Raw genomic sequence first — 18,996 nt, forward strand, 5'->3', positions numbered from 1 at the left:
AAAAATAATCTAGCACCCCAGACTCTAATTAAAATAAAAATGAGAAACAATATATAAAAATGCATGGCTGATATGCATGAATTTTAACACTTTCAAGTCTCTTGAACTGTGTTTCGACGAAAGAAAATCATCATGAAAATAGCCATAAAAATCAACGTCAAGATCAACACAATTGTGGAAGCAGAATCAGAGCCGATAAATAAGCTGAGATAAATCCCTAAAAAACCAGAAAAAGCTGCAACAAGTATCGCGATCATTAACATAAAAGAAAACCGCTTTGTGACAAGATAGGCAATTGCTCCTGGTGCTATCAGTAAAGAAATAACGAGCACGATGCCGACAGCTTTCAAAGCTGCAACAATTGTAAGAGAAATCATCGTTAGAAGGGTATAGTGGAGTAGAGATATTGGTAACCCCATTGCACGTCCTTGAACTGTGTCAAAAATATACAGCATAAAGTCGCGCCATTTTGCTGCTAAAATAAAAGTGACAACAGCAGAAATGATTGCCGTCTGCGTTATATCAAGCCAGTTAACACCCAAGAGATTACCAAATAGAATATGATTCAAATCTAAGCTACTATAAATAGACGTGGCTAAAACAAGCCCCAAACCAAACATTGAAGAAAAGACCACACCCATCACCGTGTCCTGTTTGATACGGCTATTGCTCCCTAAAAAACCCGTTAATAGTGCACACACCATTCCTGCAACAAAAGCACCGCAAGTAATCAAAGTCATTGTAATATTCTCTGGACGCATATGCTGAAACCAAGCAAATGGCAAAGAAGTTAAAAATGCGATTACCCATGGTGTTGTCATATAACCAACAACAACACCTGGAAAAACTGCATGAGAAATGGCATCGCCTAACAGCGCCCATCCTTTCAAAATAAGAAAACAGGAAAGCATCGCCATGGGAATAGAAAGAATCATGACAATAAGCATACCCTTAAGCATAAAAGAAAACTGAAATGGAAGCAGTAATTGATCAATCATGATAATATTACACCCTTTTTTGCCGCATTTATGCGTAAGCGCGCAGCAATAAACCCATGTTTAGGAGCAAAAATAAAAGCCAAAACAAATAAAGATGCTTGAAAAAGCACTACAACCCCCCCCGTTTGTGCATTCAAAAAATAACTCACATAAACACCCAAGACACTTGTGAAGGTTCCAATTACAACTGCAATAACCAAGATGTTCACGAAACGATCACTTAAAAGATAGGCCGTTGCCCCAGGTGTCACAACAAGACAAATGACTAAGAATGCTCCAACGGTTTGCATCGCAGCAACAGTACAAGCGGCAAGCAATGTGAAAAAGAGAATCTTTAAAAATTTTACGTTTAATCCAATGGCATGCGCATGCGTTTCATCAAATAATGACACAAGAAGATCTTTCCATTTCAAAAGCAATATAAGCAACGAAACAAAGCCGATAAAAGCCAATTGTAGAATATCTGTTGAACTCACTGCTAAAATATTTCCCAAAACAATCGTATCAATATTAACAGCCATTGGTTTTAATGATTTGAGAAACAACCCAAAGGCAAAAAAGGAAGAAAAAATGAGCCCAATAATGGTATCTTCTTTAAGCTTTGTCCGGTGGTTAAAAAAGAGCATTGCTGCTGCTGCAAGACCACCAGAAAAAAAAGCGCCGAGTGAAAAAGGTAACCCTAAAAGGTAAGCTCCTGCTACACCAGGAACAATCGAATGGGAAAGTGCATCACCAATCAATGACCAACCTTTTAACATCAAAAAAGCTGAAAGAAAGGCACAAACACACCCAACTAACCCAGAAACCCACATTGCATTCACCATATATTGATAGCTCAGTGGCTCAAGCAACCAAGAAATCATGCAACGTGCTCCACTCTTTCAATATCTTCACAAACGCTAGACTGCTTTCTTCCCATGAAAACATCATTTTTTTTTGTGGTTTGAAGATCAAAAATATGGTGATGCAAAGACCCTCCAAAAGTTTTCTCCAGATTTTCCTTTGTAAAGATTTTTTCTGTTAACCCAGAAGCTAAAACAGTCCCTTTTATTAAAACTGTATGATCACAAAATTCGCGAACAGAACCCAAATTGTGAGTTGAAACCAAGATCACTGCTCCTTCTTTACGGAGATCTTGTAACAAAGCAATGATTTTATCTTCTGTTGTAACGTCAACCCCTGTAAACGGCTCATCTAATAAAATAGCTTTTGCTTTCTGTGCAAGCGCGCGCGCTAGGAAAACACGCTTTTTCTGTCCACCAGAAAGTTCTCCAATTTGGCGCTTGGCAAAAGCCAACATATCAACGCGTTCTAAGGCAATACGAACGGCCTCATAATCTTGTGTACGGGCATAGCGAAAGAAATTCATATGACCGTACCGCCCCATCAATACAACATCTTCAACCAAGACAGGAAAATTCCAATCAACATCTTCACTTTGAGGAACATAAGCAATAAGATTTTTTTTCAAAGCTACATCAACGGGCAAATCAAACATACGAATTTTTCCCTTTGAGGGGCGTACAAACCCCATAATCGCTTTAAATAACGTTGACTTACCGGATCCATTAACACCAACCAATGCCGTAATAGAACCCTTTGGACTTTCAAAATTCACTTCGCGTAAAGCTGTATGTCCATTACGATATGTTACCGTTACTCCTTGGGCAAAAATTCCACATTCCGTCATTGGTTTTTTACTCCCTCTACTAAAGCATTGCTAATACGCCCACTCGTGACACGTAATAAATCAATATAAGTGGGTACCTCACCATTTTTCTCACTTAAAGAATCAACATAAAGAACACCACCGTATTTAGCTCCTGTTTCTCTGGCAACCTGCTTAGCAGGCGCAGGGGAAATAGTGCTTTCAGAAAAAACTGCATGAATATTGTATTTGCGAACCATATCAATAACATGCTTGACCTGCTGTGGTGTTCCTTGTTGGTCAGCATTGATGGGCCATAAATAAAGTTCTTTTAGATCAAAATCACGCGCCAAATAGCTAAAAGCCCCCTCACTAGTCACAAGCCAACGTTTATCTTGCGGTACAGCTTCTAATTCAGCCCTAATTGGATCAATCGTTGCACGAATTTTCTGTTTATAAATTTCAGCATTCTGTTTATAAATTTCAGCATGTTCAGGATCATATTTTACAAAAGCATCGCGAATATTATCAACGTAAATCAAAGCAGAGGTCGGTGACATCCACGCATGAGGATTGGGTTTACCGCTAAAGGGGCCCTCACCAATTTTAATGGGTACAATACCTTTTGAAACAACAACACTTGGAACATCCTTGATATTTTGAAAAAACTTTTCAAACCAAAGCTCTAACTCTAAACCATTCCACAATACAAGGTTAGCTCCCTGAGCACGCATAAGATCGCGTGGGGTGGGTTGGTATTCATGAATTTCCGCACCTGGTTTTGTAATGGATTCAACATCAGCGGCATCACCTGCTACATTGCGTGCCATATCAGCAATGATAGTGAATGTCGTAACAGCTTTAAATTTACCAGCACACAAAGCAAAATTGGGTGTAAAAAAAATAACACTTCCAAAAACTATGGTGAAAAACGTTCTTACGTTCATTGATTCTCTCTTTCCTTTATATGCCTTCTTTTTATTGCAAATAATTTGCATTATCATTTAGCAATAGCAGTTATCTTTTACATTTGCAATGAAGGATTAAGAGAAAAAATAACTTTTCAAGATGTTTAAAAACAGTTTTTTCATATCGAAAAAACTGATGATTTAAGCAGCTTGTTTTGGTAATAAGATCCCCTTTCAAGAAGCTCTATAGCTCTTGAGTGCTAAACAAAAAGGGAGTACTCAAACAAGCTCCCACTTCATGTAAAATATCTCATAAAAAATGAGAATACTCAGTAGCGCAAATATGCACCTGTCATTTTGGTAACATTATCCACGATTTTTGAGGCAAGCTTTTCTAAATCTTCATCTGTTAGAGTCCGTTCTATGGGCTGAATAGTTACTTCAATTGCGACAGATTTTTTATCTTCACCAAAGCTTAAATCTTCAAAAATATCAAAAACCTGCACTGAATGAATAAGTTTTTTATCAGCTCCACCTGCCGCACGAATAATAAGAGAAGAGGCAACAGTTTTATCCGCTATAAAGGCAAAATCACGCCGCACCATTTGAAAAGGTGAGAGTTTCAAAGGAGGACGGCTTTTGGTCGTTTTTTTCTTTGATTCTGGAATTCGATCTAGAAAAATTTCAAAGCCGCATAAAGGGCCACTGACATCTAACTTTTCTAATGTAGCAGGATGAAAAACACCAAAAAAACCAAGAATAATCTTTGATCCAAGTTTTATGACACCTGAACGACCAGGATGATACCAATCCGGTGCTCCAACTTCAATCTGCACTTTCCCAACATCCATATCGCATGCTTCTAAAATAGCTAAAGCATCTGCTTTGGCATCAAAAACATCAACGACGGTTGCATTTCCATTCCAAAAACGCCCAGCCCCTTTAAATTGCTCTGTTCCGCGACGAATTCCACTAACAACACGGTGTTGTTTATCAGGGGTGTCGCCCTCATAAATACTTGAAACTTCAAACAAAGCAAGATCGGAAAAACCACGATCAGCATTTCTTTGTGCCGCCATAATCAAGCCAGGTAAAAGGGAAGGACGCATCATTGACATATCAGCAGCAATAGGATTAACTAATTTAAGCTCTTCTTGACCTCCTCCAAAAGCAAGAGCTTGATTTTCAGAAATAAAAGACCATGTCACCGCTTCTTTCATACCACGTTGCACTAGAGCCAAACGTGTAGCACGTGAACGAATTTGTGCGCATGTTAAAATTTGATCTTTTCCTTCTGCAAAGTTTTCCAAAGGAATAGGTTTAATTTTATCTAACCCATAAATTCTCATAACCTCTTCCACCAAATCGGCTTTACCCATAATATCAGGGCGCCATGATGGTACTTTTACCGTAACGACTTCTCCTTTTCCTTCAACAAAAAATCCAAGTTTTGTTAAAATAGAGATGACTTTTTCAGGTTCTATTTCCAAATTTGTTAAACGTTTAATTTCAGAAAAAGGAAAAGCGATCTGTTTGATTTCTTGTTGCTGATAGCCAACGATCTTCTTTTTAGATACTTCACCACCACAAAGACGTAAGACCAATTCTGTTGCAATCTCAAGTCCTGTTTCTATAAAAGCCGGGTCAACACCTCGTTCAAATCGATAACGTGCATCACTAATAAGACCTAATGCTCTTCCTGTTTGTGCAATGCTTCGCGCATCCCAAAGCGCCGATTCAATAATAATGCGATGTGTTGTTTCATCACAACTCGTTCTTTCACCGCCCATGATACCGGCAATCGAAACAACCCCCTCGTCATCTGCAATGACACAATTCTTAGGGCCCAGATGATAGATTTTTCCGTTCAGTGCTTGAAGCTGCTCTCCTTCACGCGCGCAACGTACACACAAATTACCTTTAATTTTATCTGCATCAAAAACATGGAGCGGACGACCAAGGTCAAAACTGATGTAATTGGTCATATCAACAAGCGCATTAATCGGTCTCAGACCAATTGCATTCAAACGCTGTTGCATCCACTGTGGTGATGCACCATTTTGAACATTGCGCACTTCACGCCAAGCAAAACCTAAACATAATGATGAATCTTGCGAAAAATCTAATGAAACATCGAGAGGTGTTTCAAAGGAAGGATCAAATTTTGACAAGGATAATTCTTTTAATTTTCCCATTCCAGCGGCAGCAAGATCACGTGCAATACCACGAACACCTGTGCAATCGGAACGATTAGGGGTCAAACCAATATCAATAACCGGATCATCTAAACCAGCATAAGCTGCAAATGAACCTCCAATAGGTGCATCTTCTGGAAGTTCAATAATCCCATCATGCTCATTTGATAATTCAAGCTCCGCTTGTGAACACATCATCCCAAAACTTTCAACACCTCGGATTTTTCCTACAGATAATGTTACATCAAGTCCTAGAATATAAGTGCCTGGTAGTGCCAGCACACCAACAAGACCTGCGCGTGCATTTGGTGCTCCACAGACAACTTGAACAGGTGTGGAAGTCCCTGTATCGACTGATAAAATTTGAAGTTTATCTGCATCAGGATGCTTTATTGCTGTTAAAACTTTTGCAATCACAAAACCTTTTAAAGAAGACCGATCATCAACGTAATCAACCTCAAGACCTATAGCGGTTAATTTTTCACAAATTTCATTCAAAGATGCATTTGTTTCTAAGTGATCTTTTAACCAGGACAATGTAAACTTCATTTTAAAACCTCACATGAAAGCGATGACTAAGATCACACATTTCTATTAGGAAAAAAAGCAGGCATATCAAAGCAACGAAAGCCATAATGGTCTAACCAACGCAGGTCAGCATCAAAAAAAGCCCGCAAATCAGGCATACCGTATTTCAACATGGCAATACGATCAATGCCCATGCCCCATGCAAAACCTTGATATTCATCTGGATCTAAACCAACATTTTTCAACACCTGGGGATGCACCATTCCGCATCCTAAAATTTCCAACCAATCCTGCCCTTCTCCGAACTTTACTTCTGAACCAGAACGATCACATTGAATATCTACCTCCATAGATGGTTCGGTAAAAGGGAAAAAAGAGGGACGAAAACGCATTTTTACAGAGGGAACTTCAAAAAATGCTTTACAAAAAGTTTCATGCAGCCACATCATATGTGCAATGGTGGAGGTTTTATCAATGACAAGACCCTCGACCTGATGGAACATGGGAGAATGTGTTGCATCCGAATCCATGCGGTAAGTTTTTCCAGGAATAATGATTCGTATCGGTGCTTTTTGTTTTTCTAGTGTGCGAATTTGTACGGGTGATGTATGGGTTCGCAATAATTTTCGTTCTCCCATTTTATCAACATCAAAAAAGAAGGTATCATGCATTTCACGCGCTGGATGCCCTTCAGGAAAATTCAATGCTGTAAAATTATAATAATCTGTTTCAATATCAGGTCCCTCTGCAAGAGAAAAACCCAACTTTGTATAAATGGCAATAATTTCCTCAATCACTTGTGAAATAGGATGAATGCGTCCCCGTTCTATAGGTGAAGAGCGAACAGGCAAGGTAACATCAACTGTTTCACGAGAAAGACGGACATCCATTGCCTGTCTTTTCAGAAGATCACGCTTTTGTGCCCATAATTCTAAAATGCGATTTTTTAATCCATTAAGAACTGGTCCAACTTTATGGCGCTCGCCAGCATCCATTTTTCCTAATTCTTTTAATTTTTCAGAGATACTACCTTTTTTACCCAATGCTGCAATACGCACTTCTTCAAGTGCTTGTTCATCACCTGCTGCCTCTAAGGCTAAACAAATTTCTTGTTCCAGACGCTCAATATCATTCATATTTTTGCCTATTTTTTAATAAAGAAAAACCCGCACTCGCAATAGCCAGCACGGGACCTCGAATAAATGAATGCTTTAAGAGAACACGACTGGCTTATTTGACAGCGCCTTCGAAAGCATTAGGTGTCGTATCTTTTAAATATTCTAAAGCTTTTTTTGCCGAAGCAACTAAAGCAGAAAATGCTTCTGCCTCATGGATTGCTATATCTGAAAGAACCTTACGATCAACCTCAATACCGGCTTTTGATAAGCCATCAATAAAACGTCCATAAGTTAAACCTTCTGCGCGAACAGCCGCATTAATTCTCTGAATCCACAAAGCACGGAAAGTACGTTTCCTATTTTTGCGGTCACGATAAGCGTATTGCTTTGAACGATCAACCGCTGCTTTAGCTGCACGAATGGTATTTTTACGACGACCGTAAAAACCTTCAGCCTGTTTAAGAACTTTTTTGTGCTTAGCGTGTGCTGTCACACCTCTTTTCACACGAGCCATATTATAATCTCCTCAAAATCAAAAGCGTAAGGTTTAAATACCATTCGGCAAATAATGCTGAATGACTTTTTTAGCATCTTGTTCACACAAAACCATTGTTCCACGTGCATCGCGAATAAATTTATTCGAACGCTTAATCATGCCGTGGCGCTTACCGGCAGCTGCTACTTTAATTTTGCCTGACGCAGTGATTTTAAACCGCTTTTTAGCGGATGATTTGGTCTTCATCTTGGGCATTTTGCTACTCCGTACATTAATTTATTCAATCAAACATTTTATTCACTCAAGCGGACCAACGCTTGAACAAGCATTTAAACAGCCACGGCATGCCCTGCCGGGCGGCTCTTAAAGACGTTTTCATAAGCTAGTATACACAAAATAGCAAGACCGTATTACAAAAAAATCGGCGCTCCATTGCCGTGAAGCTCAACCAAAGGTGCTGGAATTGCATTTGTTTTGATGGCTGCTTTACATAAATCGGCAATAATGCATTGCGTACATTGTGGTTTACGTGCTTGACAAATATAGCGACCATGTAAAATCAGCCAATGATGCGCATGGCGAATATAATGAACCGGTATAATCTTTAATAATTTTTTCTCAACAATTTCTGGTGTTTTTCCAGGCGCCAAACCAAGACGATTGCTTAAGCGAAAAATATGTGTATCTACTGCCAATGTAGGCTGACCAAAAGCAACATTCAAGACCACATTAGCCGTTTTGCGCCCCACTCCAGGAAGGGCCATGAGTGCTTCACGCGTATCGGGTACTTGACCGCCATAATAATCAATTAAACAGTTGCAAAGCGCATAAACATTACGTGCTTTTGCACGCCAAAGGCCAATTGAACGGATATGATTTGCTATTTCTTCTTCCCCTAATGCAACCATTTTTTCCGGTTGATCAGCAAGGCAAAATAATTCTTTTGTCGCTTTATTAACGCTTACATCTGTCGCTTGAGCCGAAAGCACAACGGCAACTAAAAGTGTAAAAGTATTTATGTAGTTAAGATCACTCTTAGGTGTTGGGCGTTGCACAGAAAAACGGCGAAATATTTCCGCAATTTCATCTTTATTATACAATATACTAGATAAATTTCGCACCTTTGATAATTTTATGTTACTTTGAGGCATTGAACTCTCTTAAATCTTCTCTCTTGAAGTTATCATTCACGCTCGCCATATGAGAGGAGTGCAGCGAACACTTTTATAGAGTTTGGTCCAGTAAAGCCGTTTTAAAGAGGATACTCATGAATGACACATGTGACGCCTTTCTCCAATCCTTTTCTTTTAGGGTTTGAAACCGTAGAAAAAATATTGCAACGTATCGGTAAAGCTGATGAGGCTTACCCAGCCTATAATATTGAACGTTTGCATAAAAGTGATGATGCAAATCATATCCGGATAACTTTGGCTGTTGCTGGATTTAAGATTAACCATCTTAATATTTTACTCGATGATAATCAATTGGTTATTCATGGTAAACAAACAGACAACCAAAATCATCAATATTTATATCGCGGTATAGCTGCGCGACAATTCCAGCGAACCTTTATTCTCGCGGAAGGGATGCATGTTACAAATGCAGAGTTGAAAAATGGTCTTTTATCGATTAATCTACATCAACCGAAATTAAAAAAAGAAATAAAACAGATTCCAATTGAAGTCAGTAGTAGTGAGTCATAAAAGTTAAGGCGTAAAGGAACAGTGAAATGGGAGAACACAAACAAAACTTGTCGTTTCAGAACACATCCTACTCTGATGCGGGACAGATTGCCTATTTAAAAAAGGTTTGTACAGATGATCTGGCTAAAAACTTTCCAGATCTTCCCCCTATGACTCCAGGCATTACCATATGGGCTCTCTTTGGTGAAACAGGTTATCCTATCATTTTATCCGATGAGCGTTCTATCGCCCTTGCTGGAGCCAATGAGCATGAACTACAAATTGTAACTCTGCACTAGATTACCTTACGAGAAAAAGCTGTACTCTTTATAAATTCTATCTGTTTTTTCGTAAAGGGTGTAATGTGAGTTATAATGAGATTAAGTATTGATTTATATTCATAATTAATTTTTTACAACTGGAATGAGAGTCCCAAATATCATAAGGTTCTCTCATTTGAGATCTTCTTATATTGAAACAATTAAAGTCACTTGCTTGATGTCATAAGCAGGGAGAGCCATGTGGATAAAAACACTTGAAGAAAGGAATAAAAATATCTCTTTTTAATTGTCTCAATTACCAAGGACGTTCACGATATGGGGATAAAAAAATGTATGATGGTGTCAGTTTTCTTCTTCATAAGTGTGAAGATGTCCCTTATAGATTTATATTATTCACGGGGGCTGTTATACCATTCATAGGCGCTATCGTGAAATGGGCTCGAGTGCAATGAGTATAAAGGCTATACAAGTGTATTTTGTTTGGTGTGTTTTGTTCTTCCTGAGGGGAGTAGCTCTATTGAAGAGTGTAAAAACAAAAGCATGAGATAATGCGTCATCATTATTTAAAAGATATTTTTATGAATGCGTTTGAAAGGTGTAAAGCTGAATTATAAGGAGATGATAGATTTTTATCACGATTTCTTTATATTCTTTCCAATTCCAGAAATTACGCAAACAGATAGATGCAATATACTAACCAAATCTGGCATACAAAAATCTGGAACAGTTCGTGTCATACTGAAGCGTTTTGATATTTGTCTCAAACGTGGACTCGCACAGGGATTAGATGTTGATTAACAGGTAATAAAAAACAAAGGCTTTATGAAAAAGTTTATGCAGAGCTTTTAATTTTGTGCTTCAAATGCCGCAGTACAAGGTATTTTTCTCTTTTGAATATTAAAGCTCTTGTTTTTATAATGAAGTTACAGCACAACAAGCAAAATGGAATTATTTGAGGGGAAAAAAATAATGCCTTCTTACCGTTCAAGAATATCAACCCACGGGCGTAATATGGCAGGAGCCCGCGGACTTTGGCGTGCAACAGGGATGAAAGATACTGATTTTGGTAAACCCATTATTGCGATTGCGAATTCTTTTACACAATTTGTACCAGGGCATGTCCATTTAAAAGATCTTGGGCAATTAGTCGCACAACAGATAGCAGTTGCCGGTGGTGTTGCGAAAGAATTTAATACCATTGCTGTAGATGATGGAATTGCGATGGGGCACGATGGAATGCTCTATTCTTTGCCCTCACGTGAAATCATTGCTGATTCTGTAGAGTATATGGTTAATGCACACTGTGCAGATGCACTTGTTTGTATTTCTAATTGTGACAAAATTACGCCTGGTATGTTAATGGCTGCTTTACGGTTGAATATTCCGACAATCTTTGTTTCAGGCGGTCCTATGGAAGCAGGTAAGATTAAATGGAAGGATCAAGATCTAACGGTTGATTTGGTCGATGCCATGGTTGCAGCAGCTTCAGAACAAAATTCAGAAGAAGAAGTTGCTGAAATGGAGCGTGCTGCTTGTCCTACATGTGGTTCTTGTTCAGGAATGTTTACGGCCAATTCTATGAATTGCTTAACGGAAGCATTGGGGCTTTCTCTTCCCGGAAATGGATCAATGTTAGCAACACATGCAGATCGACGAATGCTTTTTGAAGAAGCTGGAAAACAGATTGTTGCATTGGTTAAACGTTATTATGAAGAAGATGATGAAACAGTTTTGCCGCGCTCTATTGCTTCACGCAAGGCTTTTGAAAATGCAATGACCGTTGATATTGCCATGGGGGGATCAACCAATACAGTACTGCATCTTTTAGCTGCAGCGCAAGAAGGTGAGGTGGATTTTACCATGACGGATATTGATCATCTTTCACGTTGTGTTCCTGTTTTATGTAAGGTTGCTCCTGCTGTTGCAAATGTACATATGGAAGATGTTCATCGCGCTGGTGGTATTATGGGGCTTTTAGGTGAACTGGATGCGGCAGGACTCATTGATACATCAACTTATACGGTTCACGCAAAAACAATGAAAGAAGCTCTTTACCGCTGGGATGTAAAGCAAACTAATGAGCCAACAGTTCATGCATTTTATCGTGCCGCTCCAGGTGGTATTCCAACACAGACAGCTTTTAGTCAATCTTGTCGCTATGAGACCCTTGACCTTGATCGTGAAAAAGGTGTGATTCGCGATAGGGAACACGCATATTCACAAGATGGAGGATTGGCAGTTCTTTATGGGAATCTTGCAAAAGATGGCTGCATTGTAAAAACAGCAGGCGTTGATCAATCAATTTTAACTTTTAAAGGTCCGGTAAGAATTTTTGAAAGCCAAGATTCAGCTGTTTCAGCTATATTAACTGATAAGATTAAAACAGGTGAAATTGTTTTAATCCGTTATGAAGGCCCACGTGGTGGACCTGGAATGCAAGAAATGCTTTATCCAACGAGTTATCTCAAATCTAAAGGATTAGGCAAGGTTTGTGCACTTGTTACAGATGGACGTTTTTCAGGTGGAAGTTCAGGGCTCTCAATAGGACATATTTCACCAGAAGCTGCTGAAGGAGGAGAAATTGCGTTGGTGGAAGAGGGGGATATCATAGAAATTGATATTCCAAATCGTAGAATTCATATGTTGGTGGATGACGTTGAGATGAAGCAGCGCCGTTCTAAGATGGAAGCAAAAGGAAAAGGCGCTTGGCAACCGATTGAGAAGCGTCAGCGTAAAGTTTCAAAGGCTCTCAAAGCCTATGCAGCGATGACCACATCTGCTGCAAAGGGTGCAGTACGTAATATTTGATGAGTTGAATAGAGATAGTGCTCTGATTTTTTGCATCTTTTGCACGATATTCTAAGCTAATTATTTTATGAGTTTATGAACTTATCAGAATATTTCGAGTCATGATGAGTATGATTAAAAAGCTATCAATACAACTAAAAACTGCGGTAGATTGCTTATTTTAGCAGCTATGTAAAACAGATACAGTATAATTACTTTTCATATCATATTCCAATCTTATATGAGATTATGATTTCTTATTACTCATATTTATGAAAGATATTTATTGTACTGGTGGCATTATCTTGTTGTACCGTAAAACACTGTCATTTAGGACTGTGATATACGGCATCTTCCTTAAATATTAAGTGTGTTTTTAGTGTGTGGTGAATATTCTTAGACTTGTTTGTAAAGCTTTGAGTTTAAGAGAAGCACATGATTAGGAAGTCAAGGAAAATCCGTTAGAAGCTGGACTATTTGCAGACTTGATTCGAATGAAAATTCTTATCCATTAAGGTGTGGGAAGGAGTTGAAGGATGTTTATGAAAATAAAGTACAGCTGTGATATATCTGATTATATGTTTCATATGAAAACAGTAAAAGAGCTCTTTATAACTTAAAATGTGAAGAAAATACGAGACCCATTATCCATGAATTTATTATGCAAAATGGGATGGTATTCCAACACTGACAGTTTTAAACTAAAAATATTGCTATGATAACAATAATATCGATCGTGAAAAAGCACAATTCATTAAATATGGCGTATTTGCAAGGTGGAGGAGATTTCATGACAATCTTTACAAAAAACGACTATCTTGTAAAAATAGTCGATCTTGACCAATTTTTTGTATAAGAGCCAATATTAATCTAAGGGAATATGAAATATAATGCATAGGGTTTTGCCTATAGGCAATTACACTTATCAAAATATATTATGTAGAAAAGCGATGGGAATACGATAAATAACTGTTTATGCTGTGGTATATCAAAAATGGTTACGTTATCTCCTATTAAGAAGGTTTTTTAATAAAAAATAACATCTGTTTTCTATAAAGGGTTACTCTTTTCAAGCTGTTTGAGGTGGTAAATTGCTTCTAAAGCTTGTTTAGGAGAGAGTTCATCGGGATGAATATTTTTTAAAGCTTCGTGAAGTATACAATGTTTGTTTTTTGCTTCATTGACGGGAGATGTTGCTTTAAGAGAAAAGAGAGGTAAATCATCAATGAGTTTATGTCCTTTTCCAGCCATTTCGCCTTGTTCTAATTGATGGAGTACATCTGTTGCTCGTGTAATAACGGCTGGGGGAAGTCCAGCAAGCTTTGCGACTTGTACACCATAGGAACGGTCAGCGGCTCCTGGTGTGACCTCATGAAGAAAAACTACATCACCATCCCAATTTTTGACTTTCATGGTTACATTATGCAGTCTGTCAAGTTTTTCGGTAAGTGCAGTCATTTCATGAAAATGGGTAGCAAGAATAGCACGACAATGGTTAACTTCATGGAGATATTCAACAGCAGCCCAAGCAATAGAAAGTCCATCAAAGGTTGATGTTCCACGTCCTATTTCATCAAGAATAACAAGGGAATGGTGGCTAGCATGATTGAGAATCGTTGCTGTTTCAACCATTTCCATCATAAAGGTTGAGCGCCCTCGTGCAAGATCATCGGAAGCCCCAACGCGACTAAATAGGCGATCAACGACACCAATATGTGCTGAAGTTGCTGGAACGAAGGACCCCATTTGCGCCATAATAGCAATAAGAGCATTTTGCCGCAAAAAAGTTGATTTTCCTCCCATATTAGGCCCTGTCAACAGCCAGATTGCTGCATATTGCTGATTTTCTTGCACAGAGAGATCACAATTATTGGCAATAAAAGGTTCTGTTGCTTGTTTGCGGAGTGCTTGCTCGACGACAGGATGGCGTCCTGCTGTAATGCGAAAGGTAAGTGAAAGATCAATTTTAGGGCGGCAATATCCTTGTTCTTCAGCAAGATATGCTAAAGCGACAGAGACATCTAAAATAGCAAGTGCTTCAGAGGCTTTACGAATAAAATCAACTTGTTCGGTAATTTCATGAACGAGAATATCAAAAATCTCTAGTTCAAGTGTCAATGCGTGATTGGCAGCATGGGCAATACGGCTTTCAAGGTCAGCAAGCTCTGTTGTCGTAAAACGCATAGCGTTTGCCATTGTTTGCCGATGAATAAAACTTGCTTTAGCTTCTGGATTATTTGTAAGAGCAGATGCTTGTGTACTGGTTACTTCAATGAAATAACCTAGAATATTATTATGCTTTATTTTAAGCGTCTTAATATCTGTTTTTTGGGCATATTGCGCTTGAAGTTCAGCAATGACACGGCGAGATTCATCACGTAAAGCACGCATTTCATCGAGCTCTTTATGATAATTGGAACGAATAAAACCACCATCACGTTTAAGGAGTGGGAGATCATCAGCTAATGCTTGTTCTAAATGAAAGTATAACGCTGTGGGTAAGTTTGAGAACACCTGTTGTACATCACTTATTTCTTGAGGCAGAAGCTCATTATCAAGAAGTTGATGCAATTCACGAATGATTTCAAAGCCACGCTGGATTGTCGCCATATCACGGGGACCTCCTCGTCCAAGAGCCAAACGTGAAACGGCGCGGGGCATATCTGGTCCCCCCTTTAAAATAAGCTTTATCGCTTCTGCAAGAGAAGGATTACGTAGAAAAAAATCGATAGAATCCAAACGCGTATCAATAGCTGAAGGAGTGGTGAGGGGAGCAATAAGGCGGTCAATAAGAAGGCGTGATCCTCCTCCTGTTACAGTGCGATCAATAGCTTTTAATAAACTTCCATCCCGTTGACCTGATGTCGTACGAATAAGTTCAAGGCTTAGTCTGGTTGCGGCATCAATAAAAAGAGTCGCACTTTCATTTTGGCGCTCAGGCTGCATGAGGGGAGGGCGATGCGTGATTTGTGTTTTTTCGATATAACGAATAGCAGCTACAATTGCAGAGAGTTCACAGCGTGAATAATCGGCAACGCCTTCAAGAGTTGAGAGTTTAAAATAATTGCAAATATCGCGTTCAGCGGTGAGTGCATCAAAGAGACAAGCAGGTTGAGGTGAAACGATACGATCAAGAACACTAAAAAGTGACTTGTGAGATTTATCATGAAAAAATGAATCAGAAACAATGATTTCTTGTGGATCCACACGCATAATATCTGCTAAAAGTTTTTCTTGGCGGCTCTCTGTTACACGAAATATGCCTGTTGAGATATCAATCCAAGAAAGAGCAAATTCCTCTCCATCGCTAGTTTTTATACGGGAAAGTGTCATCAAATAATTTGCGCGTGTTGGATCAAGGAGTTTTTCTTCTGTTATTGTTCCAGGTGTTACAAGACGAACAACATCACGCCGAACAACAGATTTTGAGCCACGTTTTTTTGCTTCAGCAGGATCTTCTATTTGTTCACAAACAGCAACTCGGTAACCACAAGCAATCAGTTTTTGTAAATAATCATCTGCAGCATGAACGGGAACACCACACATAGGAATATCTTGTCCTAAATGTTTTCCGCGTGCTGTGAGTGTGATTCCTAAAGCCTGAGCAGCTTCAATCGCATCATTAAAAAATAATTCATAAAAATCCCCCATTCGGTAAAAGAGAAGGGAATCATGATGGACGGCTTTGATTTCTATGTACTGCTCCATCATAGGTGTAAGACGTTCTTGAGAGGAAGCAGATGGGGAGGCAGGCTGTGGAATTAAATTATTTTTATGATTGTTTTTTTTATCCATTTGTACGAGGCCTGTTTCCTTTAAGTGAAGTTTTTACTCTTTTTTGTTTACTTCAATATCTATTTATCTCTAAATTGCAACGCATCATCAGATTTGCTAAGGCAAGAATAGCGATTTCTAATATATGAATCAAATTTAATGACTATACGCATTATCAAGCAAAATTTACACTGTTTTTGGAGAAAATAAAGTGAGATGAAAAAGAGCGAGCAGGATCAGAAAATGTCTCAAACTGTTTACAGTGCGAGCGAAAGAGAAGCTCTAGATTTTCATAGTCGTGGTCGACCAGGAAAGCTTGAGATTATTGCAACAAAGTCTATGGCAACACAGCATGATTTAGCACTTGCTTATTCACCAGGTGTTGCCGTTCCAGTTAAGGCAATTGCTCAAAATCCAGCGCTAGCTTATGATTATACAGCAAAAGGTAATCTTGTTGCTGTTATTTCAAATGGAACCGCTATTTTAGGGTTAGGCAATTTAGGTGCACTTGCCTCTAAGCCGGTCATGGAAGGCAAAGCAGTGCTGTTTAAGCGTTTTGCGGATATTGATTCCATTGATTTAGAAATTGATATAAATGATACGGAAAGTTTTATCAATTTGGTGCGTCATTTAGAACCTTCTTTTGGTGGAATCAATCTTGAAGACATTAAGGCACCTGAGTGCTTTATGATTGAAAGCCGCCTACGCGAGGTGATGAATATTCCTGTTTTTCACGATGATCAACATGGTACAGCGATTATTGTTGCTGCGGGTGTTCTCAATGCTTTGACTTTAACAGGGCGCGATATGCAAAATACGCGGTTAGTCTGTAATGGTGCTGGTTCTGCTGGGATTGCTTGTATTGAACTGATTAAAGCAATGGGCTTTCGTTCTGAAAATATCATATTATGTGATACAAAGGGTGTGGTCTATGAAGGTCGTAAAGAGGGAATGAATCAGTGGAAATCTGCGCATGCTATTCAAACGGATAAACGTACGCTTATGGAAGCAATGGAAGGAGCAGATATATTTTTCGGGGTTTCTGCTAAAGGTGCTCTTACCCCTGAAATGGTAAAATCCATGGCGCCGCAGCCGATCATTTTTGCTATGGCCAATCCCGATCCAGAAATTACACCGGAAGAGGTTATGCAAGTGCGTCATGATGCTATTGTTGCAACAGGGCGTTCCGATTATCCAAATCAGATTAATAATGTTCTCTGTTTTCCTTATATATTTCGTGGTGCGCTTGATGTGCGTGCAACAGTTATTAATGAAGACATGAAGATTGCTGCGGCAAGGGCTCTTGCCGATTTAGCGCATGAGGAAGTACCTGACAGCGTTGCAGAAGCTTATCGTGGAAAGCGATTAAAATTTGGTCCTAATTATATCATTCCCGTTCCTTTTGATCCGCGTTTGTTCACAGTTGTTTCAATAGCGGTAGCAAAAGCAGCAATGGAAAGCGGTGTTGCACAAAAGAACATAGATGATTTAGAGGCCTATGAGCGTGATTTAAATGCGAGGCGTGATCCTACTTCTTCGATAATGCGTGGGGTTTATAACCACGTTCGTCAAGCGCCAAAACAAATTGTTTTTGCAGAAGGTGAAGAAGAACAAGTTATGCGGGCAGCCGTTTCTTATGTTCATCAAAAATTAGGACAAGCGATTTTGGTTGGTCGGGAAGAGCAAATAAGAGAAGCAGCTGTTATCGCTGGAATTGATTTGGAGCGTGAAGGTATTTCTATTATAAATGCCAAGCTTTCTTGCCGTACAGATGCTTATGCGAATTATCTTTATAAAAAGATGCAGCGTCAAGGCTGGCTGTTGCGTGACTGTCATCGTCGTATCAATAATGATCGCAATTATTTTGCTGCGTGTATGGTGGCACTAGGAGATGCTGATGCAATGGTTACAGGGGTGACACGCAATTATGAAACAGCGTTGATCGATATACGTCGGGCAATTGATGAAAAACCAAAAGAACGATTGATTGGTATTTCAATGGCCATTTGCCGTGGCCGAACTGTGTTTATTGCCGATACAGCTGTTTATGAAAATCCTAATGCTGAAGAATTTGCTGATATAGCGGAACAAACAGCTTCGTTTGTACGTGGATTTGGGTATCAACCACGGGTAGCATTTTTAGCATTTTCTACGTTTGGCTACATGAAAGGGCAGACGACGCAGCAAATTCAGGATGCAATTAATATTTTGCACGAACGCAAGGTTGATTTTGAGTTTGATGGAGAAATAAGCGCTGATGTGGCGCTCAATTCCAAATTGATGCAGCAATATCCATTTATGGGATTAACGGAGCCTGCTAACATTTTGGTTATGCCTGGATATCACGCATCTTCCATTGCAAGCAAAATGTTACAAGAACTCGGTGAAGCAACTATCATTGGTCCTATTTTAATTGGATTGGAAAAATCTGTCCAAATTGTACCGTTTAGTGGGAGCGATACAGATGTTGTCAATATTGCAATGCTTGCGGCTTATCATGCCGCAAAAGTCGTCTAAAGGAAAAAAGCCCCTAATATACCAATAATATATCAAGGGGCTTTTTGATAGCAAAAAAATAAAT

At 39.0% G+C, this 18,996-nt stretch carries 15 protein-coding genes; 5 read left to right on the forward strand and 10 right to left on the reverse strand.

All coding sequences use genetic code 11. From position 1 onward, the window contains the following. Positions 1-92: 92 nt before the first annotated feature. From ACFINY_RS01785 to nth, 9 genes are all read right to left on the reverse strand, one after another. Positions 93-998 (reverse strand): metal ABC transporter permease, encoded by a 906-nt coding sequence (locus tag ACFINY_RS01785; protein ID WP_273790250.1) that lies wholly within the window; start codon positions 996-998, stop codon positions 93-95. Continuing rightward, complete coding sequence (locus ACFINY_RS01790) at positions 995-1,861, reverse strand: metal ABC transporter permease (RefSeq protein ID WP_375611406.1); 867 nt, start codon at positions 1,859-1,861, stop codon at positions 995-997. The genes ACFINY_RS01785 and ACFINY_RS01790 overlap by 4 nt, the downstream gene beginning before the upstream one ends. Then, the gene (locus ACFINY_RS01795) at positions 1,858-2,688 is read right to left on the reverse strand and encodes a manganese/iron ABC transporter ATP-binding protein (RefSeq protein WP_375611407.1); all 831 of its coding nucleotides are present in this window, start codon (positions 2,686-2,688) and stop codon (positions 1,858-1,860) included. The genes ACFINY_RS01790 and ACFINY_RS01795 overlap by 4 nt, the downstream gene beginning before the upstream one ends. Next, a complete protein-coding gene (locus ACFINY_RS01800) occupies positions 2,685-3,593 on the reverse strand; it encodes a metal ABC transporter substrate-binding protein (RefSeq protein WP_375611408.1) in 909 nt (302 codons plus the stop codon). Before ACFINY_RS01800 ends, ACFINY_RS01795 begins: the two co-directional genes overlap by 4 nt. A gap of 290 nt (positions 3,594-3,883) precedes the next feature. After that, positions 3,884-6,298 (reverse strand): phenylalanine--tRNA ligase subunit beta, encoded by a 2,415-nt coding sequence (pheT, locus tag ACFINY_RS01805; protein WP_375611409.1) that lies wholly within the window; start codon positions 6,296-6,298, stop codon positions 3,884-3,886. 32 nt (positions 6,299-6,330) lie between these two features. Then, entirely contained in the window at positions 6,331-7,413 is a 1,083-nt protein-coding gene (gene pheS, locus ACFINY_RS01810) for a phenylalanine--tRNA ligase subunit alpha (protein WP_375611410.1), read from the reverse strand. 94 nt (positions 7,414-7,507) lie between these two features. Further along, positions 7,508-7,909, reverse strand: coding sequence for a 50S ribosomal protein L20 (rplT, locus tag ACFINY_RS01815; protein WP_012754515.1), 402 nt, complete (start codon positions 7,907-7,909; stop codon positions 7,508-7,510). Between the two features lie 33 nt (positions 7,910-7,942). Next, positions 7,943-8,146, reverse strand: a complete 204-nt coding sequence (gene rpmI, locus ACFINY_RS01820; protein WP_183193590.1) for a 50S ribosomal protein L35 — start codon at positions 8,144-8,146, stop codon at positions 7,943-7,945. A 155-nt stretch (positions 8,147-8,301) separates the two neighbouring features. After that, entirely contained in the window at positions 8,302-9,042 is a 741-nt protein-coding gene (nth, locus tag ACFINY_RS01825) for an endonuclease III (protein WP_375611411.1), read from the reverse strand. 120 nt (positions 9,043-9,162) lie between these two features. Between nth and ACFINY_RS01830 the strand changes: the two genes are divergently transcribed. The 4 genes from ACFINY_RS01830 (at position 9,163) to ilvD (ending at position 12,662) form a co-directional block, all read left to right on the forward strand. Continuing rightward, on the forward strand, positions 9,163-9,594 hold the full coding sequence (locus ACFINY_RS01830; protein ID WP_375611412.1) for an Hsp20 family protein: 432 nt from the start codon (positions 9,163-9,165) through the stop codon (positions 9,592-9,594). A 26-nt stretch (positions 9,595-9,620) separates the two neighbouring features. Next, complete coding sequence (locus ACFINY_RS01835; RefSeq protein ID WP_012754519.1) at positions 9,621-9,872, forward strand: DUF1150 domain-containing protein; 252 nt, start codon at positions 9,621-9,623, stop codon at positions 9,870-9,872. 600 nt (positions 9,873-10,472) lie between these two features. After that, positions 10,473-10,652 (forward strand): hypothetical protein, encoded by a 180-nt coding sequence (locus ACFINY_RS01840; RefSeq protein WP_375611413.1) that lies wholly within the window; start codon positions 10,473-10,475, stop codon positions 10,650-10,652. Positions 10,653-10,823: 171 nt separating this feature from the next. Beyond that, positions 10,824-12,662, forward strand: coding sequence for a dihydroxy-acid dehydratase (gene ilvD / locus ACFINY_RS01845; RefSeq protein ID WP_375700780.1), 1,839 nt, complete (start codon positions 10,824-10,826; stop codon positions 12,660-12,662). A gap of 1,029 nt (positions 12,663-13,691) precedes the next feature. On the opposite strand, the gene mutS is transcribed toward ilvD, so the two are convergent. Next, complete coding sequence (gene mutS / locus ACFINY_RS01850; RefSeq protein WP_375700781.1) at positions 13,692-16,436, reverse strand: DNA mismatch repair protein MutS; 2,745 nt, start codon at positions 16,434-16,436, stop codon at positions 13,692-13,694. 195 nt (positions 16,437-16,631) lie between these two features. Between mutS and ACFINY_RS01855 the strand changes: the two genes are divergently transcribed. Beyond that, the gene (locus tag ACFINY_RS01855) at positions 16,632-18,932 is read left to right on the forward strand and encodes an NADP-dependent malic enzyme (RefSeq protein ID WP_375611416.1); all 2,301 of its coding nucleotides are present in this window, start codon (positions 16,632-16,634) and stop codon (positions 18,930-18,932) included. Positions 18,933-18,996: the final 64 nt, after the last annotated feature.

Origin of the sequence: Bartonella sp. AA23NXGY (genome assembly GCF_042197165.1) — a bacterium.
In the GTDB taxonomy this organism is placed as follows: Bacteria; Pseudomonadota; Alphaproteobacteria; order Rhizobiales; family Rhizobiaceae; genus Bartonella.

What these genes read in the sequence shown, in the direction of transcription:
- ACFINY_RS01785 (WP_273790250.1), bottom strand. Translation starts at nt 998, where the DNA reads ATGATTGATCAATTACTGCTTCCATTTCAGTTTTCTTTTATGCTTAAG.
- ACFINY_RS01790 (WP_375611406.1), bottom strand. Translation starts at nt 1,861, where the DNA reads ATGATTTCTTGGTTGCTTGAGCCACTGAGCTATCAATATATGGTGAAT.
- ACFINY_RS01795 (WP_375611407.1), bottom strand. Translation starts at nt 2,688, where the DNA reads ATGACGGAATGTGGAATTTTTGCCCAAGGAGTAACGGTAACATATCGT.
- ACFINY_RS01800 (WP_375611408.1), bottom strand. Translation starts at nt 3,593, where the DNA reads ATGAACGTAAGAACGTTTTTCACCATAGTTTTTGGAAGTGTTATTTTT.
- pheT (WP_375611409.1), bottom strand. Translation starts at nt 6,298, where the DNA reads ATGAAGTTTACATTGTCCTGGTTAAAAGATCACTTAGAAACAAATGCA.
- pheS (WP_375611410.1), bottom strand. Translation starts at nt 7,413, where the DNA reads ATGAATGATATTGAGCGTCTGGAACAAGAAATTTGTTTAGCCTTAGAG.
- rplT (WP_012754515.1), bottom strand. Translation starts at nt 7,909, where the DNA reads ATGGCTCGTGTGAAAAGAGGTGTGACAGCACACGCTAAGCACAAAAAA.
- rpmI (WP_183193590.1), bottom strand. Translation starts at nt 8,146, where the DNA reads ATGCCCAAGATGAAGACCAAATCATCCGCTAAAAAGCGGTTTAAAATC.
- nth (WP_375611411.1), bottom strand. Translation starts at nt 9,042, where the DNA reads ATGCCTCAAAGTAACATAAAATTATCAAAGGTGCGAAATTTATCTAGT.
- ACFINY_RS01830 (WP_375611412.1), top strand. Translation starts at nt 9,163, where the DNA reads ATGACACATGTGACGCCTTTCTCCAATCCTTTTCTTTTAGGGTTTGAA.
- ACFINY_RS01835 (WP_012754519.1), top strand. Translation starts at nt 9,621, where the DNA reads ATGGGAGAACACAAACAAAACTTGTCGTTTCAGAACACATCCTACTCT.
- ACFINY_RS01840 (WP_375611413.1), top strand. Translation starts at nt 10,473, where the DNA reads ATGATAGATTTTTATCACGATTTCTTTATATTCTTTCCAATTCCAGAA.
- ilvD (WP_375700780.1), top strand. Translation starts at nt 10,824, where the DNA reads ATGCCTTCTTACCGTTCAAGAATATCAACCCACGGGCGTAATATGGCA.
- mutS (WP_375700781.1), bottom strand. Translation starts at nt 16,436, where the DNA reads ATGGATAAAAAAAACAATCATAAAAATAATTTAATTCCACAGCCTGCC.
- ACFINY_RS01855 (WP_375611416.1), top strand. Translation starts at nt 16,632, where the DNA reads ATGAAAAAGAGCGAGCAGGATCAGAAAATGTCTCAAACTGTTTACAGT.